Source organism: Martinezella calliandrae, assembly GCF_030272695.1.
GTDB classification, from domain to species: domain Bacteria; phylum Pseudomonadota; class Alphaproteobacteria; order Rhizobiales; family Rhizobiaceae; genus Rhizobium; species Rhizobium calliandrae.
Window position 1 is genome coordinate 139,855 of sequence record NZ_JARFYN010000010.1, and the last position, 25,304, is coordinate 165,158.

Annotated in this window: 13 protein-coding genes; 8 read left to right on the forward strand and 5 right to left on the reverse strand. The window is 59.7% G+C overall.

Annotation, left to right across the window (positions count from 1 at the left end):
• Positions 1–43: 43 nt before the first annotated feature.
• The 4 genes from PY650_RS10265 to PY650_RS10280 form a co-directional block, all read right to left on the reverse strand.
• Positions 44–2,518, reverse strand: coding sequence for a condensation domain-containing protein (locus PY650_RS10265; RefSeq protein WP_285879075.1), 2,475 nt, complete (start codon positions 2,516–2,518; stop codon positions 44–46).
• Positions 2,515–10,629, reverse strand: a complete 8,115-nt coding sequence (locus PY650_RS10270; RefSeq protein WP_285879076.1) for a non-ribosomal peptide synthetase/type I polyketide synthase — start codon at positions 10,627–10,629, stop codon at positions 2,515–2,517. The genes PY650_RS10265 and PY650_RS10270 overlap by 4 nt, the downstream gene beginning before the upstream one ends.
• Positions 10,626–12,545: a non-ribosomal peptide synthetase gene (locus tag PY650_RS10275; RefSeq protein WP_285879077.1), complete on the reverse strand. Its 1,920-nt coding sequence runs from the start codon at positions 12,543–12,545 to the stop codon at positions 10,626–10,628. Before PY650_RS10275 ends, PY650_RS10270 begins: the two co-directional genes overlap by 4 nt.
• A gap of 340 nt (positions 12,546–12,885) precedes the next feature.
• Positions 12,886–13,728, reverse strand: coding sequence for a glycoside hydrolase family 16 protein (locus PY650_RS10280; protein ID WP_285879078.1), 843 nt, complete (start codon positions 13,726–13,728; stop codon positions 12,886–12,888).
• A 156-nt stretch (positions 13,729–13,884) separates the two neighbouring features.
• Here PY650_RS10280 and PY650_RS10285 point away from each other — a divergent pair, with 156 nt between their 5' ends.
• The 4 genes from PY650_RS10285 (at position 13,885) to PY650_RS10300 (ending at position 18,568) form a co-directional block, all read left to right on the forward strand.
• A complete protein-coding gene (locus PY650_RS10285) occupies positions 13,885–15,321 on the forward strand; it encodes an O-antigen ligase family protein (protein ID WP_285879079.1) in 1,437 nt (478 codons plus the stop codon).
• A complete protein-coding gene (locus PY650_RS10290) occupies positions 15,318–16,580 on the forward strand; it encodes a polysaccharide pyruvyl transferase family protein (protein ID WP_285879080.1) in 1,263 nt (420 codons plus the stop codon). Before PY650_RS10285 ends, PY650_RS10290 begins: the two co-directional genes overlap by 4 nt.
• Before the next feature lie 233 nt (positions 16,581–16,813).
• On the forward strand, positions 16,814–17,521 hold the full coding sequence (locus PY650_RS10295) for a Crp/Fnr family transcriptional regulator (RefSeq protein WP_285879081.1): 708 nt from the start codon (positions 16,814–16,816) through the stop codon (positions 17,519–17,521).
• A 279-nt stretch (positions 17,522–17,800) separates the two neighbouring features.
• Positions 17,801–18,568, forward strand: a complete 768-nt coding sequence (locus PY650_RS10300) for a response regulator transcription factor (protein ID WP_285879082.1) — start codon at positions 17,801–17,803, stop codon at positions 18,566–18,568.
• Positions 18,569–18,639: 71 nt separating this feature from the next.
• Here PY650_RS10300 and PY650_RS10305 read toward each other — a convergent pair whose 3' ends face one another.
• Complete coding sequence (locus PY650_RS10305; protein WP_285879083.1) at positions 18,640–19,560, reverse strand: GntR family transcriptional regulator; 921 nt, start codon at positions 19,558–19,560, stop codon at positions 18,640–18,642.
• Between the two features lie 251 nt (positions 19,561–19,811).
• Between PY650_RS10305 and PY650_RS10310 the strand changes: the two genes are divergently transcribed.
• The 4 genes from PY650_RS10310 (at position 19,812) to PY650_RS10325 (ending at position 25,303) form a co-directional block, all read left to right on the forward strand.
• On the forward strand, positions 19,812–21,317 hold the full coding sequence (locus PY650_RS10310; RefSeq protein WP_285879084.1) for a UxaA family hydrolase: 1,506 nt from the start codon (positions 19,812–19,814) through the stop codon (positions 21,315–21,317).
• 89 nt (positions 21,318–21,406) lie between these two features.
• A complete protein-coding gene (locus PY650_RS10315) occupies positions 21,407–22,426 on the forward strand; it encodes an aldo/keto reductase (RefSeq protein ID WP_285879085.1) in 1,020 nt (339 codons plus the stop codon).
• A 233-nt stretch (positions 22,427–22,659) separates the two neighbouring features.
• A complete protein-coding gene (locus PY650_RS10320; protein WP_285879086.1) occupies positions 22,660–23,649 on the forward strand; it encodes an ABC transporter substrate-binding protein in 990 nt (329 codons plus the stop codon).
• A gap of 103 nt (positions 23,650–23,752) precedes the next feature.
• Complete coding sequence (locus PY650_RS10325; protein WP_285879087.1) at positions 23,753–25,303, forward strand: sugar ABC transporter ATP-binding protein; 1,551 nt, start codon at positions 23,753–23,755, stop codon at positions 25,301–25,303.
• The last annotated feature ends 1 nt before the right edge of the window (position 25,304 follow it).

Sequence of the window (25,304 nt, forward strand, 5' to 3'; positions counted from 1 at the left end):
GCGTTTCCTATGCGGTTTCGCCGGATATCTGTCGAGGCGGCGCCTAGGCGCCGCCGAACTTCTTGGAGATGGCCGATGCCAGTTCGGCCACCGAGTCCTCGTGCCAGCCTTCGATGTCGAGAACAGTCGTATCTGCCGCCACAGCATCGCCCCAGCCGAACAGTAGCTTACGGGCGCGGGGATGATTGGCCTGGCTGCGCAGCAGGATCACCGAAGGGTCCTTGTTCTGCGCTGGCTTGTAGTTGCGCGCAGCCGCCACCAGCAGATCCGTGACCGCCGCATTGGCCTCTTCCTCAGGGGTATATTGCCCGCGTTTGACGCCGAACATTTTCAGAAGCGCCAGCGAGAAATTGAACTCCTTGAGAAATACGATCAGCGGCGTCCGGCCCGACAATACCTTCTTGGTGAAATAGGCGAGGCGTTTGACTCGCCGCTCCCTGTTCCATCGCTTCTGCTCCCTTTTTGGCAGCGAGCGGAAGTAGCCTGGCGCCCATGAGTCGATCATAGCGGTAAAGCTGACATCAACGCCCTTCTCCCGCAGCTGCCGGCTTACCTCGATGGCCAACGTGCCGTTGACGCAGAGCCCGACGAGGGCAACCGGTCCGGCTTTCACGTCGATCTTCATGGCATCGACCGCATAGCGAGCGATATCCTCGAACCGCAGACTGGCCAGATCACCGAGATCGGTATTGAACATGTTGACGTTGTGGACCGACACCGTATCCGGCAATTCGTTTGCCAGGCGGTAATAGAGGAAGGGATGGTTTAGCGTATAAACCGAGGCCGGCCCTGTGCCGCGTTTGCAGGTGATCAAATCCCAGGGATTGGCGATCGGGGCGGCAGTCTCTTCCGTTTTCACGGTATCGAAGATCGCGGCGGCGAAGCCCTCGAGTGTCGGCTCCTTGAACAGAAGCGCGAGCGTCGGCTGGACGTGGAATTTATCCCGAACTGCCGATAACAGCCGCAACGCCAGCAACGAGTGACCGCCGAGCGCAAAGAAATCGTCCTTCGGCAACACCTGCGGAACTTGCAAAATGTCCTGCCAGAGGGCTGCAAGCGTTGCCATCTTCTTTGCCAGCGGCGTATCGGCCGTGGCATGGCTTGCGGCAAGCCCGGCGGATGCGCCTTTAGCGGCAGCAACGGCCTGCCGTTCGGGAACGGGCAGCGACGATAGCAATGCGTCGGGATGGTCGAGAGAGATCTCATAGGCCTTCTGCCAGAGCTGCAGCAAGCTTTCGATGGTGCTCGCCTCGAAGAGGTCGGCATTATATTCGATCGACATTCGCCAACCAGACGGGCGACCGATCATGATGAAACTCAGATCGTAGATGACGCCTGGCGATTGCGACGGCGAGCTGATGAGCTCGAACCCGCCATAGCGGTGGTCTTCCAGGAACGCCTTCTGCAGGTTGAAGTTCACCGAGATCAGCGGATTGCGTGAGGGATCGCGGACCGGATTGATCAGTTCCACCAGCTTGTTGAACGGCATCCGCTGATGGTTTAGCGCTCCCTCCACCGTCTCGCTGACCGAATGGATATGCTGCGCGAATGAAATGTCGCGGGAGAAGTCGAAGCGCAGCACGAGGTTGTTGATGAAAACGCCGATTAGCTCTTCGAGATCGGCATGTTCGCGACCTGCTACCTGCGAACCGAACATCACGGTCGGGGCCTGCGTCAGTCGATGCAGCATGGCGCTGATGATGGCGGCGCCATAGCTGTATTGCGAGACCCTGTGAGCGCGTGCGGCGGCATCCATGCGCTCGCTGAAGGCGATAGGCTGTGCGATGGAAAGAATGTTGCCGTGATTGGTCTTCACGCGACCGCGCGGATGGTCTGGCGCGACTTCGAAATAAGGCGCACCGACGAGTTTCTCGCGCCAGAACGTCTTCTCCGTCTCAAAACCATAGCTCTGCAGATATTCCTGCTGCCAGAGGGCATAATCGCCATATTGCAGCGGCAGCTCTGGCAGTACGGGCTGGCGGCCGGCGTCGATTGCGGCGGCGATTTCCCCCACTTCCCGTCCGAGCACACGGATCGACCAGCCATCGAAGCAGCTCTGATGGGCGGTGATCAGCAGAACGCCGCGGTCATTTTCGGCCATCAACAAGGAGACGCGGAAGAGACCAGGCTTGCCGAGATCGAAGGGAGCCTGGGCGGTCTCCTCGCCGATCGACATAATCCTCGCCTGGCGCTGATCAGACGCCATGCTGCGCAGATCGATCACCGACATCTTGAAATCGATCCTGTCGACGGCCTGCTGAAAAGGCTGGCCTTCCTTTTCGATGAACCGCGTCCTGAGGATTTCGTGGCGTTGGATCACCTTGCGAAAGGCTGCCTCGATGGTGGAGGCCTTGAACGCGCCGCGAATTTCCCAGCGGACGGCAACATTGAGCGCTGGATTGCCAGGCAGTAGCTGGTCGAGAATCCAGCAGCGCAATTGTGTCTGCGTGCAGGGAAACTCGCCGATGATCTCCAGATCGGCAACCTGGCCTACGGGGCTATTTTCGACAGTACTCATATTGCCCTCTCCATTCCGCGGCGTGCGCCGTTACGGAAGTCTTTCAATGATGGAACGTGGAACTGAACCGGATCGGCGGCTGTCTCTGCGCGGCTGTCGGCAAAGGCCGCCAGCTCGGCCACGGACGGATGGCGCAGCAGATGCTTCGCCTCCAGCGACAGGCCGGTTTCGAGCATGCGTGCGGCGATGCGGAAGATCGTCAAGGAGTCGGCGCCGAGCGCATAGAGATTGTCGTCGACGCTGATGTCGCCGAGGTTCAATACTTCCTGCCAGATCGTCAGCAGCCGCCGCTCCGTCTCCGTTTTCGGTTCTGCCTTCACAGGCGCGGCCTCGCGCTGCGGGACACCTCGCATCTGCAGGGTCTTGCGGTCGAGCTTGCCATTGGCAGTCTGCGGCAGCTCGCTTTCCGTCACCCAGAAGCTCGGCACCATATGGCCAGGCAGATTAGCCTTGGCATAGGCGGAAAGATCGGCTGGCGAAAGCTCGATTCCGCTGACGGCGGGGACGACGTAGCAGACAAGAGAGCGATCGCCCTTCTGGTTTTGCGCCGCGACGACGGCGCACTGGCGAACGCCTTCCGCCTTGGAGACGACGGCTTCGATGTCGCCGAGCTCGATGCGGAAGCCACGCAACTTGATCTGCTGGTCGCGCCGGCCGAGCAATTGCAGCGAGCCGTCGGCAAGGCGCCGTCCGACATCGCCGGTCTTATAGAGCCGCTTCGGCCGGCCGACGGCGAAGCAGAACGGCACGAAGGCTTTTTCGGTTAGATCGAGCCGGTCGAAATAGCCATTCGCCAGGCCGTCGCCCCCGATATGCAGCTCACCGGTGACGCCGATCGGCGCGATGCCATTGTGCTGATCGAGAATATAGAGCTGCGTATTGGCGATCGGGTGGCCGATCGTGATCGGCTGATCCGCATCGGTGATCCGCTGCAGCGACGACCAGATGGTGGTTTCCGTCGGGCCGTACATATTCCAGAGCTCGCCACCGATCGCAAGAAGCGACTTCGCCAGTTCTTTCGGCAGCGGCTCGCCGCCGCAGAGCATTTTCAGGTTCGCGCGCTCCTTGAGGCCTGCCTCGGTCAACATCTGCCAGAGTGTCGGGGTCGCCTGCAGTACGGTGGCATTGTGATCATTGACCAGTTTCACCAGTGCAAAGCCGTCCTGGACTTGCGTGCGGCTGGCGATGACGACCTTTCCGCCGGAGATCAAGGGCAGGTATATTTCCAGCCCGGCAATATCGAAGGAGATCGTCGTTACAGCGATCAGCGTGTCATTGGCCGTGAAGCCGGGTTCCTTCCCCATGGAGAGAAGAAAGTTGGTCAGCGCACGGTGGGATACTTCGACACCCTTCGGCATACCGGTCGAGCCTGACGTAAAGATGATATAGGCGGGAGCCGTGGTATCGGTCGGCAGGTTCCTCAATGTCGCACCTGCCATCGAACCGATCGCCTTGGCATCCTTGTCGACGCGGATGACGGGCGTGCCCGAGGCTGCAATGTGCTCCATTGCATCGCTGTCGCAAATCACGCCGCCGACACGGGCGATATCCAGCGTTTGACGCAACCGCGGCTCAGGATGCGCCGGGTCCATGGGCACGTAGGTGTGCCCGGCCTTCATGACCGCGATAAGGGCGACGATCATTTCGAGCGAGCGCTCGACCAGAAGCGCGACGCGCTGGCCGGGTTCCGGCATCGCCATCTGCAGATAGAGAGCAAGCTGGTTGGACCGGGTTTCCAGTTCACCATAGGTGATCGTATGGCCATCATGTTCGGCGGCAATAGCGTTTGGAAGTTGCGCTGCCTTGCGGGCAAAGAGCGAGAAGACGAACTCGTCGTGATTGTACTCCATCGCCGTATGGTTCAGACCATCGATGAGCCAGGTTTTTTCGTCCGTCGTCAAAAGCGACAGATCGCAGATCCGGTGATCCATGTCTCTTGCGAGTGCTGCAGCCAGCGTCGAGAAATGACCGATCCAGCGCTCGATGGTGGTGCGGTCGAAGACGTCGGCGTTGTAATCGACGTCGATGCGAATGTGATCCGGAGCCTCGATCATGTTGAAGAACATGTCGAAGTTGGAGAACGCCTTGGCGTTCGGCTCGATCGAGGGCTGGAGGTTGCCGAAAGCAGAGCCGCCGGCCATACGCTCAAGGTTGAACTGGATCTCGGTGAGCGGCAGGCGCCGTGAGTCACGCTTGATGCCGAGTTTGCGCACCAGCGTGCCGTAGGTGTAATCCTGATGCTCGAAGGCCTGGAAGACCAATTGCTGCGTCGCCTTCAGATGGGTGACGAAGGATTCCGCCGGCGTCACAGTTTGGCGTAACGGCAGGAGATTGACGCAGTGCCCGACGAGGATCTGGTCGCCGATCAGGCTCTGGCCGGCAGAGGGAATGGCGATGACGATATCCTCTTGGCCCGAAAGCCGCGAGATCGTGACCTGCAGGGCGGCAAGCAGGGTCGAAAACAGCGTCGCACCCGATTTTGCGCCCGCCTTCTTCAGCGTTTTGTAGACCTCTTCGCCGATGAAGCCTGTGCAGGTTCCGCCGGCAAAGCTGCGATATTCCGGACGCGGCCGGTCAAGCGGCATTTCCGGCAGCTCGGGAATGGTCTTGAACTGGTCGAGCCAGAATTGTTCCGTTGCTCCAGACTTCTCCGGCTTCGGCGCGAAGTCGGTCGAATAGGTGGCGAAGGACAGGGCCGGTTCGAAGTTCGGCGTGTCTCCTTGCTGATAGGCCGCGTAGGCGGTCGACAGCTCGTCGACGAAGACGTTGATCGAAAAGCCGTCGCAGACGATGTGGTGGCCGGTGAAGACGAAGACATGCTTGTCGTTACCGAGCTTGACGATGCTGGCGCGGACCAGCGGACCGTTCACGAGGTCGAAGGGTGTCAACGCTTCATCTTCGACGATTTGCCGCAGCTGGGCTTCATCGGCGCCATCGACCAACGGTGCATCGAGCTTGAAATCCGGAATGAAATGGAAGAACTGGCCGCTGCGGTCGAAGCGGATATGGAACGCGTCGTGGCGGGCAACGACCGTATCGAGGGCCTTGCGGAACGCCCTCTCATCGAAAGCGCCTTCGAGCTTCAGCGAAAAAGACTCGTTGAAAGAGCATGAGGCTTCGTCGCCTGCCTGTGCAGCCAGCCAGATTTCCGTCTGCGCCTCCGTCAGCGGTGCCGATTGCGGCCGCGGCGCGCGCGCTGCAGCTGGTATTTTCGTTTCGAGTGCTGGGGTTGGCCTATCTGCGGCAGGCGCGAGGATACCCACCGACTGCAGGGCATCAAGGCTGTCGCGGAAGGCCTTGGCGATCGTCTGGAAATCGTCTTCGCTGTGGGCCGTTGTCAGGAAGCAGGGATAACCGTCCTGAATGTGGACACCGTTGAGGCGCATCTGGGCGTAGAACAGTGCGCCAAGGGAATCCTGGCTGCTGAAGTCGGTGGCGAACCAGCTCTTGTAGCCGTGGACGACATCGGCGATGCCGCGCCTTGCAAGATCCGCTTTGATTTCAGCGACAAGCGCCTGGGTTCGTTCCGCGACGCGGCCGTAAAGTGCCGCCCCCTCACCCTTAATGTGGTGTAGAACGGCATGCGCTGCGGCAAGCACCAGCGGGTGACGCACGAATGTGCCGGCAAAAAAAGTCGGGGCGGTCATGGGAACGGAGTCATCGCCGTAATTCCAGTGGCCGCCGTCGAGAGCATCCATGAAACGCGAGCTTCCAACCAGAACGCCGATCGGCATGCCGCCACCGACAACTTTGCCATAGGTCGCCATATCGCCCTTGATGCCCCAGATCGCCTGCATGCCGCCGGGATCGACGCGGAAGCCGGTGACGACTTCATCGAAGACCAGGGCGAATTCAGACTTGGTGGCGACATCGCGCAGCTCACGGACGAATTCGACTGGCTGCAACTCCGGATGCCGGCTCTGGATCGGCTCTATGATGACGGCCGCGATGTCATCGGCATTGGCGCGGATGAAATCGAGGCTTTCCGGAGCGCCGTAGCGCAGCACCGTCATATTGGACACGGAGCCCATCGGAATGCCCGAAGCGATCGGCAGGGCGATCGGCTTGTCTGCGCGGTTGCGGCCCTTGACCAGCACCTCATCGAACTGGCCGTGATAGTCGTTGGCGAAGACCACGATACGGTCACGGCCCGTGACGGCACGGGCGAGACGCATGGCGGCCATGACAGCTTCCGAGCCGGTGTTGCAGAAGGTGACGCGCTCGTGGCCGGTCACCTCGGCGATCATCCCGGCCACGTCGCCAGCGAGCGACGTCTGGGGGCCGATGGCAAAGCCGATATCGGCCTGGGCCTTGATGGCATCGATGACGAAGTCCGGGGCATGGCCGAAGGCGGTCTGCCCGAAACCGTTGACCAGATCGACATATTTGTTGCCGTCGACGTCAAAGATATGCGCGCCTTTCGAATGGTCGCAAACGATCGGGAAGACCATTTCCTTCCAGTCAGCGCGGAAGCCGGAGGCCGTGCGCGGGTCGGCAAGCCAATGGCGATTGTCCTTGGTGAATGCCTTGGATTTGGCATTCTTCGTTTCGTAGGCAGTCGTCAGATCGGCGATGAAGGCACGTTTGGCGTTGGATATTTCCGGAGCGAGGCTCTTTGCGCCCGGGCGGTAGAGCTTGATGCGTTCCGTGCCGAATTCGGTTTCTGCCGCATCCGTGGCCGGCTTGGCCGCCGTTACAACGGCAGATGCGGGAGCGGCTACAGCGACTGGCGCCGGTGGCGCTGCGGGCATTGGCGCCGCGGCGGCAGGCGGGACGATCGCGGTGCTGCCTTGCAGGATCAGCAACTGCTGGGCAAATAGCGACTGTGCCAATTGGATCTGCGATTGCAGCACGGCTGCCAGATCGGGTGAAGCGGTCGACACAACCGGCATCGGTGCGACTGGAAGCACTGCCGGAATTGTGACCGGTGACGGTGCCGCGGCAACGGCCGCGGCGGGTGCGACAACCGGTATCGCCAGCGGTGCCTCGACAGGCTTCACAGCGTCCGGCGGCAGCTGCAAGTCGAGATGCAGTGCGAGATCGGCGACGGAAGGAATGTTGCTGAGTAGCTCGCGGAAGGAGAGCTTGACCTTGTATTCCTTCTCGAGGCGCTGCGCGAACTGCCCGACGAACAGCGAGTCGAAACCGAGTTCGAGGAAGGTTACAGCCCGTTCGCTTGGCCCCAGCGTCTCGCCCGACATGTCACTGAGCAAGGTCAACAGGGAGGTCTCGAGTGTGAGGACGCGATTGGAAACGGAAAGTGGTGTTACAGCGTTCATGGCTTGGTTCTCATCGACAAGGTTGACATCGGCTGCGGGAGAGGCAGCAAGCGCAGGGACTTGAGCGGGCAGAGCCGGTTGGCTCGAGGCGCGGCGTGCGGATTGCGGCGCATCGATCCAGTGGCGCTGGCGCTGGAACGGGTAGGTTGGCAGGGCCAGGCGCTGCTTTGCGCCGGCGGGCAGGCTCGGCCATTCCAGTGTGCAACCGGCCATCCAGAGCTTGCCATGTGCTTCCGCCAGGGTTTCTGAGGCGGCAAAAGCGCGGTCATGCTCGGGAAGCGACTGCACGATGGCAGCGAGATCGTCACGGCCGATCGTCTGCGCGGCAAAGACCGAGAGCGTTCGGCCGGGACCGACTTCGAGAAGTACCGGTTTTCGGCCGCGGCAGAGTGTCACGAGCCCATCGGCGAAGTGAACTGCGTCGCGGCAATGTGTCGCCCAATAGTCCGGCGAGGTTCCCCGCTCGCCAGTCTGCCAGTCGCCGGTGACGCAGGAAATATAGGGCATGGTGGCAGTGCCATAGGTGGTCTTGGCCGTCTCTTCACGCAGGGCGACAGTGGCTTCATCCATCATCGACGAGTGGAAGGCATGGGAGGTATGCAGCCGGCTGAAGGCAATGCCGGCCGATTCGAGCCCGGCACAAACCGTGTCGATATCATCGAACGGTCCCGAGATGACGCAGAGCTTCGGCGCATTGATCGCCGCGATTTCAACATTGCCCCGCAGATGCACCTTCACGGTCTCGGCGTCGGCGCGCACGGACACCATTGCACCGTGCGGCTGGCTCTGCATCAGTCGCCCGCGATTGGCGACCAGCCGCAAGCCATCCTCGAAGGAAATGACATTGGCAAGCGTTGCGGCCACGAATTCGCCGACGCTGTGGCCGATCATCGCATAGGGCTTCACGCCGCGGCTCAACCACAGCCGCGCCAGCGCATATTCGACCAGATAGAGGCAGGGCTGGGCGATGCGTGTCTCGCGCTGCTCGTCGGCCATGGCCTGCGTCACGTGGCCGGTATGGCAGATATAGTCGCGCAGATCGACGCCGAGTGTCATCTTCAACAATTCAGCGCCGCGGTCGATCCAGCGCGCGAATTCCGGCTCCGAATCGTAAAGGCCGGCGCCCATGCCGGCATATTGCGCACCCTGCCCCGGAAACATGAAAGCCACCGGCGGTTCATCCGAGGCCACGAGCGGCTGGTAGCGCTCCGCCGCCAGGCGATCGATCGCGTCCTCAGTTGTGCTGGCGACGATTGCGAGACGGTGATCGAATTCACGCCGGCCCGCCTGCAGAGTGTGTGCCAGTTGCGCCAAAGGCAGCCCGGGGATCTTGGCGAGGTGGTCGCCGAGATTTTCGCGCATTGCCGAAAGCGCGGCGGGATTGTTTGCCGAGAGCGGCAGAATATACGGCCCTCCACGCTCATCGGCGGGCTCGCCGTGACGAACCGGCGGTTCCTCCACGATGACATGAATGTTCGTGCCGCCGACGCCGAATGCGCTGACGCCGGCCCGGCGTGGTCCCTCCGTTTCAGGCCAATCGGTCATTTCGGTCGGAATGTAAAAGGGGCTGCCATCGAGATTGATGCGTGGATTTGGCTTCTCGTAGTTGGCCATCGGCGGAATCTTGGCCTTGCCCAGCGCCAATGCCGTCTTGATCAACCCGGTGACGCCGGCGGCGGCATCCGTGTGGCCGATATTGCCCTTCACCGATCCAAGCGCGCAGCTGGCCGGCGCCGGAGGATCGTCCAAAAAAGCGCCCTTCAAGCCGCTGAATTCGATCGGGTCACCTAGCGGTGTCGCTGTGCCATGGCATTCGACATAACCGATCGTTGCGGGTGAGACCCCGGCATTTGCAAAAGCTGCGGAAATTGCTTCGGCCTGGCCCTCGACGCTCGGCGCGACGAAGCCGACCTTGTCGGATCCGTCATTGTTGACGCCGTAACCGCGGATCACCGCATAGATATGATCGCCATCCCGCAGTGCGTCTTCCTGGCGTTTGAGAAGGACGACGCCAGCGCCGCTGGCAAAGACGGTCCCCGCGGCATTCGCGTCGAACGGGCGGCAAGTGCCATCCGGTGAAGCCATGCCGCCTTCCTGATAGATATAGCCGCGTCTCTGCGGGATCGTGATGGAAACACCGCCAGCAAGCGCCATGTCGCAGCTATAGGTGAGCAAATTCTGGCAGGCCTGCGACACCGCCAAAAGCGAGGTCGAGCAGGCCGATTGCAGCGTGAAGGCGGGGCCGCGCAAGTTGAACTTGTAGGCGATGCGCGTTGCAAGCGTGTCATTGAGTGCGCCGACAAGCTGTTGGAAGCAGCCAATCTGGTAGTTGGATGTAAATTCTTCCGCCTTGGCGCGGTCGCCCAGAACGTTGTTGATGAGATAGGTTGGCATCGAGGAGCCGGCAAAGACACCAATCATTCCCGGATAGCGCTGCGGATCGTAGCCACCGTTTTCGAGCGCTTCCCAGCAGATCTCCAGGAAGACCCGATGCTGTGGGTCGGTCACCGCGGCTTCGCGCGGATACATGCCGAAAAAATCGGCATCGAACATCTCGACGTCACGCAGATGCGGGCGGGCCGGAACGAAATTCGCTTGCGCACGCTCTTCGTCGGTAAAGGCGTCTTCCAATTCTTCCGGCGAGAATTGCGAAAAGGCATCCCGCCCCTCGCTAACGAGTTGCCAAAGTGCATCTACCGATGGCGCCCCGGGAAACCGGCCGGACATGCCGATAATCGCGATACCGCCTGATTCCTGATTGTCCCAATTCTGATCGTCATCGAAATCAGTCTCATCGTCATAGGCACGACCGGTGTCATGATTTTTCGTCATGAAGAACTCCTGCGGAATTGGGACATGGTCTTTCTCTGAAGAGCGGCACGCTGGGCGGCGGCGATCGCCCGCGCCGAACCGGAAGCCTTACCGTCGACGTAGCGGGCCAATTCGCGGATCGTCGGATGCTTGAACAAGGCAACGACGTCGATGGAACGTTCGAACTCGGCCTCAAGGCCCGCATGGATTTCCATGAGCTGTAGCGAGGTTCCGCCGAGATCGAAGAAGTTTCGGTCGAGATCGATTTTCCCGGTTCCCAGCGCGTCCTGCCAGAGCCTTGTCAGGAGCGTCTCCGTCTGGCTCTTAGCGATAGCGTCCGGTGCAATTTCGATGGATTCCAGCGGCGGCGGTTGAAGCTTGGAGCGATCGACCTTGCCGGCCGGCGTCAATGGAAACGCATCGACCACCACGGCAGCACTTGGGATCATGTAAGCCGGAAGCGCCGCGCGCAGCGCCGCCATCACGCTTGGTACGAAATCGGGACCCGCACCCACGATCCCGAGACGAGGGCACAGGTAGGCGACGATGCGCTTCAGGGTCGGGCTTTGGACGTGGCAAAGGACGATGCCGTCGGCCAGGCGCGGGTCGCGCTTCAGCGTCGCCTCGATCTCATCGAGTTCGATACGCTTGCCGTTGATCTTGACCTGACGGTCGCGCCGCCCCTTGAAGGCGACCGTGCCGTCCGTTTGCAAAATCGCGAGATCGCCCGTCAGATAGTATCGCTTTTGTCCGCTGTTCGTGCTGATCGTCACGAATTTCTCCGCGGTCATATCCGGACGTTTGAAATAGCCGATCGCAAGACCGTCGCCCGATATCGCCAACTGCCCCTCGGTCTGCGGAGGCACTTCGCGCAATTGCTCGTCGAGGACGGCAACGCCTGTATGCGCGATCGCCTTGCCGATCGGCAGTTCCTGCCCGGAAAAGTCTGCAGGTACTTCGAAGGCTGTCGCGAATACCGTCGTTTCGGTCGGTCCATAGACGTTCGTGAGCTTGCAGCCGGGATGGCGATCAAGAAAACGCCGCGCATGAACTACCGATGCGACTTCGCCGCCGAAAAGAACGTGGCGAAGCTTCGGCAGATCGCCGTCGGCATGATCGGCAAACAGATTGAAGAGCCCCGTCGTCAGGAACATGATGCTGACGCCGGTCTCGCGTATGAGGCTGCTGAGCCGAGCCACGGAGAAGCTTGTGTCCGGCATGCCGACAATCTTGCTGCCATTGAGCAACGCCCCCCAGATCTCCATGGTCGCCGCGTCGAAAGCAATCGTTGCGGTGTGAAGGACCACGTCGTCAGGCAGAAATTCGGCATAGGTCTGATCCAGCACGACGCGCGCGATGCTGCGATGGGCGATCGCGGTGCCTTTCGGCCGACCGGTGGAGCCGGATGTGTACATGACATAGGCGACATCCTCGCCGCCGATTTTTACCGAAGGTCTCGGCTGAGGCGGGCTGATCGTCATTTCCGCAATGATCGCACTCGCCTCGATAACCCTGCCGCGCATGCTCGGAACGGCGCTGATCTTCTCGCAGTAAGCGGAATCGACGAAGATGACCTTCGGCTCGCACTCGCCGATGACATAGTCGAGATGCTCGATCGGAAAGGCAGGGTCGAGCGGAAGATAGGCGCCGCCGGCCTTCAGAATGGCGAGCTTTAAGACAATAGCGTTGAGGCTGCGCGGCAGGAACAGGCCGACGATGTCGGCCCTGCGGATGCCGAGTTTTACGAGATAGGCAGCCAACGCGTCGGAGACCTTGTCGAGCTCGCGGTAGCTGAGCGCCGTGTCACCGAAGACGACTGCCGTTGCGTGCGGAACGGCCTGAGCCTGCTCGCGCACCATGTCATGCAGGCTGCGGTCTCTGTCGTAATGCATGGTTACGGCAAAATTGGTTTTCTCTTCAGGTTCGAAATCGATCATCGCTTTGCTCCGGGCTGCGTTTGCTGCCTGCGACGGCACGAAATGCGTGCGTCATCGTCGCTTGCAGAATTTCACGCTGTCGGAAAATCACCAGTTGATCATTGGGATGACCGCCGTCCTCAACGAAAGTCTTAAGCCTTAGCCGACGTAGACATTTCGTCGGAGGAGGCGGCCGAGGTAAACGCGGGCTGGCCAAAAGCATTACGGGTGACGGAACCCTGGCGCTTGACGCGCGAAAAATACCCCTTCCCCCGAGAGAGGAAAGGGTTGCGATTCTGCGCTGGTCGAGAAGCGTGGGCCACGGGGTGTCGACGCACGGGAAGGCATCAACGCCGGCTGACTACTTGAACTGATAGGCCCTGACGTAATCGACAAACATGAAGGAGGGGTCCGCAGCCACCATTTTGGTGATGCTGTCGACGATGCCGAGATTTAAAAGAATATACATCGGCTGGCGATGTTCCGGCAGAACCTTGGTCTTCCAGACGAATTTGCCGTCGAAATACATGCGGATGAAATCGGTATCGATCTTTACGCCATAGGTGTGCATGTCCGTTGGGCTCGCATCGCCGAAAACATTGATGCGGGAAAAATCGGAGTCATGTTTGCCGTTGCGGTGCCAGACATGCACGGTGGCGGAATAAGCGCCCGGCTTGTCGCCATAATATTCTATGACATCGATTTCGGCGGTGGCTTTCGAGCGGTCCTTGCCGATCAGCCAAAATGCCGGCCAGACGCCAGGGCCATCCGGCAGCCGGGCGCGCATTTCGAAATAGCCGTATTCCTGAGAAAAACCGTTGCCTTTCGCATCGACGGAGGCAAGCAGACCAGACTGCCAAATGCCCTTGGCGTTACGCGCCGCCGTAATGCGCAGCATGCCGTCTTCCGTCTTGAAGGGGAAATCACCCTTGGGGTCGGTAAAGTGGGCGCCGCCAAAATCGCCGTTCCAGGGTGTGTGCGCGATCCAGCGGGTGCCTGGCCCCCAGGGGGAGACACTGAGACTGTCGAAATTATCCTCGAAAGTCTGGGTCATCTGGCTGAGGTCGAGCGCATCTCCCGTGTCGCCCGCTTGCACGGCAACGCCACTGCCAAGCAACGCAAGTGTCGCGCCAAGGCCAGCGCGCAGAAACCCGCGGCGGCCGATCGACCATGGTCGCATATGTTTGAACGAAGCGTGATCCATGCCCTGACGCTAACGCAACGGCGCTCGGCGGGGAAAGAACCCATTTCGGTTTATGCAGTACCCCAAAGGGCTTAGGCGCGGCGGAAATACAAGCCAATCAGCGCCGTGATAGTTTTTGCCATGGTGAAATAGACGATATTTCGGAGCAGACCGCATATGAATCTCATGGGGTTAATAACGTTTGTCGTCGGCATGGCAATGCTGGCTGCGCCCGTTCGGTGGTCGTTTACCGTGATGATCCTGTGCACGGTGTTCGGTGCCGCTGCAGCGTTTAGCGTGCCCGGCCTTGGTGGCGCATCGGTCCTGGTGCCGAGCCTCTTTCTGCTGTTCTTTTTCATAAGATTGTTTCTGGCCTACGGCGAAGGTCCGATCTTTGCAGCCTTGGCGCCGCCAGGTCCCGGTTTCTGCCTTCTGGTGCTGACCGTCTTCGGCCTGACGACAGCGGTCTTTTTCCCGCGCCTTTTTCAAGGCATGACATCGACGATGACCGTCGAGCGGACCATCGGCGGGCACAACTTCATTTCGCTGGTGCCGTTACAGTTCTCGTCGAACAATATCACCCAGTCCGTCTATGCCTTAGGCGGCCTCGTCTGCTTTGCAGCCACTGCAGCCTTCATTCGCAAGGGCGGCACCCCCACCAATTTGATCAATGGCATGCTGGTGGTCTCAAGCGTCAACCTCGGTTTCGCCCTTGCCGATATCATCACTTATTTTAGCCACACCGAATTTCTTCTCGGATTCGTGCGCACCGCCAACTACGCGCTGCTGACGAATGCCGAAAAAGGCGGCTTGAAGCGGATCTCCGGGACATTCCCGGAGGCTTCGGCCTTTGCCGATTTCACGCTTGTGCTCTTCGCGATGATCGCCAGCCTGTGGCTCAGCGGCATCCGATCCCGCGCCACCGGCATCATTGCGAGCTTGCTTCTGGTGGCCCTCATCCTCTCGACCTCGGCGACCGCCCTGGTCGGCCTCGGTTTGGTGCTGCCGGTTCTTTGCCTGCAATCGTTTCTGGCTTCGCGCCACGAACCAGGTGCCGGACGCCCCGTCATGATCGTCGCCATCTTGGCCGCGATGCCGCTGGTGATCCTGTTTGTCCTGATCGCAATGCCTGATCTTGCCAACGGCCTGCACGACTTTCTGAACGAGATGCTGTTCTCGAAAGCCGACAGCCAGTCTGGGCGCGAGCGCTTCATGTGGAACGCGATGGCCTATCAGACATTTGTGGACACGAGCGGCTTCGGCGCCGGATTAGGCAGTGCGCGCGCATCGAGCTTCGGCCTCGTGCTGTTGTCCAATCTCGGCGTACTCGGTGCGACGATCTTTGCGCTCTTCGTGGTGCTTATCCTGAAAGCCGACACCCGACCTTGGCGCCTGCCTGATCGCCAAGCCGCGGCCGTTGCCCGTGCCGCCAAGGCCGGGATCATCACGGTGCTGGTGTCCGCGGCCACTTCGGGCACCGTCTATGATCTCGGATTGATGTTTTACATTCTCGCAGGCAGCGTCGCCGCCCTTACGGCTCGATCTCGGGTCCGCGCGACGAACGCGCCAGCGGCACGCATGCAGCCGATCGCAGTTGGGGGGAGATTGCAGTGAAGATCGTCGTATTCAATGTCAAATACAGCGAGAACCTTGGAGACGGCCTCCTGGCCCAATGTGTCGAGGCTGGCCTCGCCAACGGACCCGGCCATATCGAGGTGGAGACGATCGATCTCGCCGGCCGTCAAGGTTTCGGTATCGGCGCAAACGGTCGGCGTCAACAGGCCTTGAAGGTGTTGCACCGCCTGCCCGCTTTCGCGCGGCGTTGGGCGGTGAGCTACGTCCTGGGGCGCACGCTGCGGAAGTTGCGCGGCCAATGGGACGCCAAGATTGCAGCGGCTGATGCGGTGGTGATCGGCGGCGGCAATCTCTTTCAGGATGACGATCTGAATTTTCCGATGAAAGTCGGCACCGTGCTCGATTGTGTCAGGCGACATAATCGGCCACTGGCAATCTATGCAGTCGGCGTCAGCGGCCATTGGTCCGCGCCGGCGGCGCGCCTTTTTGGCCGACTGAAGCGAACCAATCTCGTCCACCTCTCGGTTCGCGACAGCTTCGCCCAAGACAGTTGGCGTCATCATTTTCCGGAAGGGCCGGCAGCCAAGATCGTTCACGATCCGGGATTATTGACCCGAGCGCTTGTCAGCGAGACCCGCAACTCGGCACCCTTAAGACACCAGCCGACAGTCGGCCTTTGCGTGACTGAACCGGTCATTTTAAAACGGCATGCGAGCCAGAAGGCCTCGGCCATCCCGTTGACGGACATCGCCGAATATCGGGATCTCATTCGACTGTTGGCTCAGGATGGATACCGCGTCCGCTTGTTTTGCAACGGCGCCAGCGAGGACCAGGCCTTTGCCAAGCGGATATGGGATGAGGCTTCGATGCAGCGCTTCGCCGCCACCGGCTCACTCCAGCTCGCCCCGCGTCCGCGTTTGCCGGAAGAGCTGATTGAAATTCTTCTGTCGACCGACGTCGTCCTTGCCCACAGGCTGCATGCCTGTATCGCAGCCTATTCCTTGGGGATCCCGCATGTCGGCCTTGGCTGGGACAAGAAAGTCGAGGGCTTCTTCCGCTCGGTGGGCCGGCAATCCTCTTTCCTCAATGGCGGCGCAACCTCTCCGTCCGATATCGCCAGACTGCTGAGAGCGGCTGATTCGGAAGGAATCGATCCATTGCGCCATCGGACGATTATGTCGCAGGCCGAAGCCGGGATTGCCGATATGCGTCGGAATCTCACCCGGAAGGATCAGAATATTGTCGCTGGGATATCACCTGTAATACTAAATGATCATCGCGCCGCGACGTCGAATTAATACAAAGCAAATCGGGAGTAATTACCGCGTATAATGATCAACTTTGGATGTTTTAAGCATATGACAACTAAACTAACCGCAGTGTGATTTTGACGAGAATTCACATAAGCAATATAGATTACGAGCCAGGCCGAAAGTTGCGTGCTATATACTTGCCATACGTAACGTGATATACCTTCAGGGACAGGTTAATCGGAACCTTCCCGATATGGTATGCAGTTCGGGGGCATTGTATGACCACGCAGGTTTCCATAGGGCGTCTTCAGGCCTTGAGTCCTGATGTTTACCGTCAAAAGTCGGAGCTGACTGGCGGCATTCCGCGCACATATGCTCCCAGCGAAACCATCTACGATTATGAGGACGATACACCGCGTCTTCTTTTTCTCGTCAGCGGATGGGCGGTTTCCAGCAAGATGCTGCCGAACGGCACGCGCATCGTCATCGAGTTTGCGCTCCGCGGCGACATGATCTCTACACCTTCGGTTGAATTGGCGCGCGAGACGGTACAGGCTCTCTCGCAGGTCACCGTCATGGAATTCCCGGATTTCACCTCCCATGCAAGCATGGACGTTTCTCCGCGCCTTTATCGCATCGTTCTGACCGAGATGATGCGGCGGCAGGCACGTATGTCCGAGCGGCTTGCCAATATCGGTCGACGCGACGCGCTGGAGCGCACCGGCCACCTGCTGCTCGAGCTGGCGACGAGGCTTGGCCCATCACGGCTGAAGCCGAATTTCGACGGCTTCGAATGCCCTTTGACGCAAGCCGATATCGGCGACGCCGTCGGTCTGTCGACGGTGCACATCAACCGCGTTCTGAGAGACATGCGGGTGGGTGGGCTTTTGTCGTTCCGCAACGGCATCGTCGAATTTCTGGACCGTCACAAGCTCACAGAGCTCGTCGACTTCGATGAAACCTATTTCAAGCCGCATATGATTTAAGGTGTTTAGCGAGCGCACTCGCGTTGTTTCAAGTCGAAAACAATCGTGAGGCGAATATTTTTAGATCTTATTAACATATGTTAATGTCGTCATAAATAGAATCAGCAATTATCGATTTTGTGAGCAAGGTAATTTCAAATCGAAGTTAGGAGGAATGCTATGAGTCAAAGCGAATTCTATCGGTTTGGTTCAGCGTATCTATTCAGTTACTTTGAAATATTGCCTATTCACAGGAATTCAAAAGAATAGAGGCCACGTGTGGAGTAAGGAGTAATGGCCATGGACAGGCAGTCTTTAGCGAATGAGAAATTTGGAACAGAAACGGCAACCCGTCTTATTTCAGTCCGAGCTTCGGATTCATTGCGGGCTTTCACCGCGGCAAGCGCGGCCAGCACCGACGAATGCCAGGACTATCTTCTGCTAATCGATGCACGCGCCCTGGACAGAGAATGCCTGTCCCGGAGCCTGACGGAATATGACGAGAACATGAATATCGTCACCGTCGGGTCATTCGAAGAATGGCAGAAGCGCCGTATGCAAAGCGAACCATCCGCGATCCTTTTCATGATCGGCGGACGTAAGGTTTCGGATGCAGACGTCAGCGATAAAATCTCCGCCCTCGCGGAGCGGTTCAAGGCAAGCCCCGTCATCGTCGGGGCCGAGAGCGACGAGCTCGCGCAGCTACTCAAAGCGCTGGAATGCGGCGCTCGCGGTTACATTCCGACCAGCGTCGGAATCAATGTCGCCGCGGAGGCCGTAGCTCTCGCACGCGCAGGCGGCGTATTCGTGCCGGCAAGCAGCATTCTGGCGGCCAAAGAGGTCATCGCCTCCGTAACCAGCGGAACCCGTTGCGCCGACAGTCTGTTTACGCCGCGCGAAGTGGTCGTCGCCGAAGCTCTTCGGCGCGGCAAGGCAAACAAAATCATCGCCTATGAAATGGACCTTTGCGAGAGCACCGTCAAAGTACACATCCGCAACATCATGAAGAAACTGAATGCGACGAATCGGACGGAAGTCGCCTACAAAATCAGGGAATTCGTGAGATAACCTCGCTCTCGGTGTCAGCAAGCTTTCGCCGGTGCCGTTTAAACGCGGCGCTGGCGAATATGCGTTTAGCCTCAGCCATTTTGAGCGTTCGAACCGACGACCTCGCTCGTATTCTGCGGAATGGATTGCAGCAGCGTCTGTCGCGCTGAGGAAAGATGGGTGCGGCAAGCCCTGTCGATGCGCGCTGGGTCGCGCGATTCTAGCGCTTCGATATAATCGAGATGTTCAACGATGGCGCGAAAATTTCGCGCCCGGGCGAAAGCTTTGTTCCACTGATAGTGATAGTGGAAGACCATCGCGATAGCATCGTAAAAATCGGCGATGAAACGATTGTTCGAGGCGCGATGAATGAGAAGGTGGAAGCGCTCGTCAAGCTGCGAAAAATCACGATAGCGCTCATCGAAATCGTCCTGCAGGTCGTAGTGTTCCTGTTTGATGGCGGCAAGAGCGGCCCAGGCAGGATGTTCTGCGGGCAGGCGCCCGAACTCCCCGGCCGAATGCAGCTCGAACATTTCACGCACATCGGCAAGTTCCAGAGCGAACTCGCTCGTAAAACCTTTCAAGATCCAATGGCTGTTCGGCCGCTTTTCGATCAAACCGAAACGGCTGAAGCGGATGAGGAATTCGCGCACGACCGAGGTCCCGGTGCCGATTTCGCGCGCCAGTTCCAGCTCGTTGATCTGCATGCCGGGCTGCGCTTCGTCGGAGAGGATTCGCAGCATGAAACTGCGCTCGATGATGTTGTGCAGCGAATTGGTTTCTTCCTCCGGAAAGAAATCTTCCTCGGTCGGCTGGCGCAACACGATCTTCTGCCGCTTGTTCCAGCGGATGATGCCAGCGTCACTTAGACGCAGCAGGATAGCGCGTGCCGTGCTGCGGCTGATGCCGAGCTCGGCGGCGATTTCAGGCTCGGTCGGCAAGGCGGCGTCGGGCGTCAGACCGGCCACGTAGCGATTGTACGCATCCTTGAAGAGCGTGTTTTGTCTCGCCATTTTCCCCCTCGCTTATAGTCGGCGGCTCCAGATAGGCGGCGATGTCTGAACCATGCTCGATTGCCCGTCCAATGCGGCAGTGCTGCTGGAAGCGTCGCGATGGCGCCCACGCTTTTTTCGTCGAACGCCTCACGGACCGACCAGCGATTTCCTCGTTGACACAAAAATGTTTATTGTAGATAAAAAACAAAATCAATCGACGATAGCCTGTTTGGCGCCCGCCGAAAAACAAGATTGTTCAGGAGAAGACGTTGAACAGCCAACCTTGGATCCTTCTATCGGAAGGCGACAACGTCGCGGTGGCAACGGCGGCGATTGCAGCGGGCGTCGCGGCCGCCAACGGTGTTCTGACGAGGGACAAGATCGATCCCGGTCATAAATTCGCCATTCGCGACATCGCCATCGGCATGCCCGTGGTGAAATACGGCCAGGCCATTGGCCGCACGACAGCCGAGGTCAAGGCCGGCGATCATGTCCACAGCCATAATCTGCACTTCGAAAACGATCGTCTGCCGGCAACTGCCAATGCAGCGCCGGAAGCGGCGACGGAGGCAGACAAGGCTCGTACCTTCATGGGTTACCGCCGCGCCGATGGCCGTGCTGCGACGCGTAATTACGTCGGCATCATCGCCAGCGTGAACTGTTCCACCACGGTTTGCCGCGCCATTGCCGAAGAGGCAAACCGTACGCTCCTGCCGCATTACGACGGCATCGACGGTTTCGTGCCGATCGTGCATGACCAGGGCTGCGGCATGAGCTCGACCGGCGACGGCATTGAGACATTGCACCGCACGCTTGCCGGCTATACGCGCCACGTCAATTTCGGTGGCGTGCTGATGATCGGGCTCGGCTGCGAAGTCAATCAGCTCACGCTTTACGGCCAGAGCGGCGCGGGCGCCAGCAAGCGGCACTTCAACATCCAGGATGCCGGCGGCTCACGCCGCGCGGTGGCGCTTGCCATGGGTGTCCTTAAGGAAATCGCCGAGGAGGTCGGACAGGCGCGCCGCGAGCCGATCTCGATCAGCGAAATCATCGTCGGCCTGCAATGCGGCGGTTCGGACGGTTTTTCAGGCATCACGGCCAATCCGGCGCTGGGCGCTGCCGCCGACCTGCTGGCAGCCGCCGGCGGCACGGCGATCCTGTCCGAAACCTCGGAAATCTACGGCGCCGAACATTTGCTGCGCAGCCGTGCGATCAATGACGCCGTTGCCGCCAAGCTCGACGCAAAAATTGACTGGTGGGAAAAGTATGTCGCCCTGCATGGTGCTTCGCTGGACAATAATCCGTCGCCCGGCAATAAACGCGGCGGGTTGACGACCATTCTGGAAAAATCACTGGGTGCCGTCGCCAAGGGCGGGCGATCGCCGCTCACCGCCGTCTATAGCTACGCCGAACGGGTAACGGACCATGGGCTCGTTTTTATGGATACGCCCGGCTATGATCCTGTTTCGGCGACAGGTCAGGTGGCGGGCGGTGCGAATATGATCGCCTTTACGACCGGCCGCGGCAGCTGTTTCGGCTCTCGTCCGGCGCCGTCGTTCAAGCTGTCGAGCAATTCGGCGCTTTACCAAGCTATGGAAGAGGACATGGACATCGATTGCGGTACCATTGCCACCGGCGAGGCAACGATATCGGGCAAGGGCCGTGAGATCTTCGAATTGATCATCGAGATCGCATCCGGCAAGAAGACGAAGAGCGAAGCTTTCGGCTACGGCGACAACGAGTTTGTCCCCTGGCATCTCGGAGCGACGCTTTAGGTAAACAACGCACGCCACACCGCCGTGCCCGGCTTCCCAATGAGCCAAGTACAGCGGAAAAGTCGACCAATCATCACAAGGGAGAGGTGATGAAGAGGAGAAGAATCGGCAGGACAAGCCTGGAGGTCACCGAAATCAGTTTCGGGGCCGCAGCGCTCGGCGGCCTTTACCGCGCCTGCCCCCGCGATCAGGCCATGGAAACCCTGCAGGCGGCATGGGATAGCGGTATCCGCTATTTCGACGTTGCGCCTTGGTATGGCTTCGGTCTCGGTGAACGTCGCGTCGGCGATTTCCTGCGCGACCAGCCGGAAAACAGCTACGTCCTGTCGACCAAAGTCGGGCGGTTGATGCGGCCTGTCGCGACCGACAAGGTGCCGAGCTACGGCTATGTCGATCCCCTGCCCTTCGATGCGGATTACGACTATTCCTATGACGGCATCATGCGGTCGGTGGAGTTCAGCTATGCCCGCCTCGGCCTCAACCGAATAGACATCCTCTATGTTCACGACATCGGCGGCTATACCCACGGCAAGACGCTGAATGAACACCATCTCGGCCAACTCCTCGGTTCCGGACTGAAGGCATTGGAGGAGCTGAAGTCGTCGGGTGCGATCAAGGCCTACGGCCTCGGCGTCAACGAGGTGCCCGTCTGCCTTGACGTTATGCGCCAAGCCGATATCGACTGCATCCTTTTGGCCGGCCGCTATACCCTGCTCGACCGTTCGGCCGTGGCCGAGCTGCTGCCGCTTTGCGAGAAAAAAGGCACATCGCTTGTGGTGGGTGGCGTTTTCAATTCCGGCATTCTCGCAACCGGCCCAGTGCCGGGCGCACATTTCGACTATCTTCCGGCAACGGCGGATATTCTGGCCAAGGTCGGGGCGATGGAGCATATTGCCCGGCGCCATGGTCTGCCGCTTGCCGCGCCGGCAATTCAGTTCCCGCTTCGCCACCCCTGCGTCGCTTCAGTGCTGATCGGCACGGCGAAAGCGGCAAGTCTCATCCGCAATATGGAGCTCGTGGAGCCTGAGCTTCCGGCCAGTCTCTATGCGGAATTCGAAGGATTGACCCTGATTGCACCACCCTTGGGAGATGAGGCCGTCCGGGTTTGAAAGGAAGATAAGGAGCTATCGGACCGTCGGGAAAGACGGATCCGAGGAGGAGGAAAGCCTGTTTTGGCGTGGATGGTACCGCATGACCCCGAAAGGTGTGAACCGGATTTCGGATAAGATTATGCGCAGCAAACATCTCCGCGATGCGTGAGCCCATCCGGTACTCACGATACCGAGCCGCAAGCGTTCAACGGCCGGTGTGCAGGAAAAGAGCGCGTTGAGAGGAGAAATCAATGAACATCGCCAAATCCCTTCTGTCCCGCCGCACTTTTGCCGGTCTTGCCGGCGCGGCGATCATTGCCGTCGCCATGCCGGTGCAATCCTTTGCGGCGGATGTGACCATCCCGATCATCGTCAAGGACACGACATCCTTCTACTGGCAGATCGTTCTCGCCGGCGCTCGCCAGGCCGGCAAGGATCTTGGCGTCAAGGTGCCGGAACTCGGCGCCCAGTCTGAATCCGACATCAACGGCCAGATCAGCATTCTCGAAAACGCCGTCGCCGGCAAACCGGCCGCCGTCGTGATCGCGCCGACCGAACGCAAAGCGCTCGGCAAGCCCGTGGATGAAGCCGCTAAGTCCGTGCCGGTGGTCGGCATCGACTCCGCCGCCGATTCCAAAGCTTTCGTATCGTTTTTGACCACTGACAATGTGCAGGGCGGCCGCATCGCCGCCGACGGTCTTGCCGCCGCGATCAAGGGCATGACCGGCAAGGCAGAAGGCGAAGTCGCTATCATCACCAGCCTTCCGGGTGTCGGCTCGCTCGACCAACGCCGCCAGGGCTTCCTGGACGAGGTCAAGAGCAAATACCCGGGCTTGAAAGTCGTTGCCGACAAATATGCGGACGGTCAGGCCACGACCGGCCTCAACATCATGACCGACCTGATCACCGCTAATCCGAAACTCGTCGGCGTCTTCGCCTCGAACCTCATCATGGCGCAAGGCGTCGGCCAGGCGATCGCCGAAAACAAACTCGGCGACAAAATCAAGGTCATCGGCTTCGACAATGACGACAAAACTGTCGGCTTCCTGAAGTCAGGCGTTCTGGCCGGCCTCGTCGTTCAGGATCCCTATCGCATGGGTTATGACGGCATCAAGACCGCACTTGCCGCATCCAAGAAGCAAAAGGTCGAGGCTAACGTCGACACTGGCGCAAATCTTGTAACCAAGGCCAACATGAGCGATCCGAAGATCGACGCCCTGATCAATCCGAAGGTCAAGTAACGACTTAGGGCCGCGCCTGGAAAGCCGGGCGCGGCCTGTTTTCATTCCGGCTCTGCTTGCCTTGAGGCAAGCCGAGAAAATGGTCGGCGAAGGAGAATTCCCCATGACGAACCTCGAAGAGATCAGTCATCGGCACGATGACACTATCCGGACGGAAGCAAACCGTATTCCGACAGGTTCGCCCATCCTCGAACTCAGAGGACTACAGAAGCGCTACGGCTATGTCGAAGCGCTGAAGCCGGCTTCAATCACCTTTCTTGCGGGCGAAATCCACGCCATTGTCGGCGAAAACGGCGCCGGCAAATCGACCCTTATCAAGCTCCTGACCGGCGTCATCACCAGGACAGCAGGGGAGATATACTGGTGCGGCCATCCGGTCGCGCTTGCCAATCCGAACGAGGCGATCGCCCGCGGCATCAATGCCGTGCATCAGGAGGTCGTGCTCTGCCCGCACCTGACAGTCGCGGCCAATCTTTTTCTTGGCGACGAAGTCAATCGCTTCGGGCTGATGCGTAAGAAGCAGATGGAGAAGCTGGGACAGACCGTGCTCGACGATCTCGGCTTCGGTCTGCCTGCAGGCGCGCTGTTAAGCTCGCTGACCATCGGCCAGCAGCAGCTCGTGGCCACCGCCCGCGCCGCGATGCGCGGCACCCAATTCCTGATCTTCGACGAACCAACCGCCTACCTCACCCGCAAGGAATCGGCGCAACTCTTCAAGCTCATTCGCCGCCTGCAGAGCGAAGGCGTCACGATCGTCTATATCAGCCACCGCATGGAAGAGGTCTTCGAGCTGGCGAACCGCGTCTCGGTCCTGCGCGACGGCACACATGTCGGCACGCGCGAGGTCAGTGAGACCAATGAAGACGAGCTGATCAAGCTCATGATCAACCGCTCGATCGAGCAGATCTATCACAAGGAAGAGATTCCGATCGGCGAGACCATCCTGGAAACCCGCGGCCTCTCCGGCCCCGGCTTCGAAAATGTCTCGTTGACCGTCAAGGCCGGTGAAATCGTTGGGCTCTACGGGCTGATCGGTGCAGGGCGCAGCGAGTTTGCGCTTGGACTTTACGGCCGTCAGCCGCTTTCGGCTGGCGAAATCTACTGGCAGGGCCGAAAAGTCGACATTCGCAGCGAGCGCGATGCCATGGAGCTCGGCATTGCGCTGGCGCCGGAGAGCCGCCGCGACCAGGGGCTATGCCTCAACCTACCGATCGGGCTCAACATCAATCTGCCGGTCTTCAAGCGGCTGAGCCAGGGGCCGGTTATCAATCGCACTGGCGAAGCGGCCAATGCTGATAAGCAGATCCGGGATCTCAGCATCAAGACGCCGAGCCGGCGCGTTCTCGTTTCGGCCATGTCCGGCGGCAACCAGCAGAAGGTCGTCATCGGCAAATGGCTCAGCTACGGCGCCAAGCTTTTCATATTCGATGAGCCGACCGTTGGCGTCGACGTCGGCACCAAGGCGGAAATCTACCGGTTGTTTGCCAAGCTTTTGCGGGATGGCGCGGGCATCATCGTCATTTCGTCCTATCTGCCGGAAGTTTATGAGCTCGCCGATCGGCTGCATGTCTTCCGCCGCGGCCAACTTGTCGCCAGCCATGATTTTCACGCCGCCACGCATGAAGAAGTCCTCGGTGAGGCAATCGGCGTCTGAA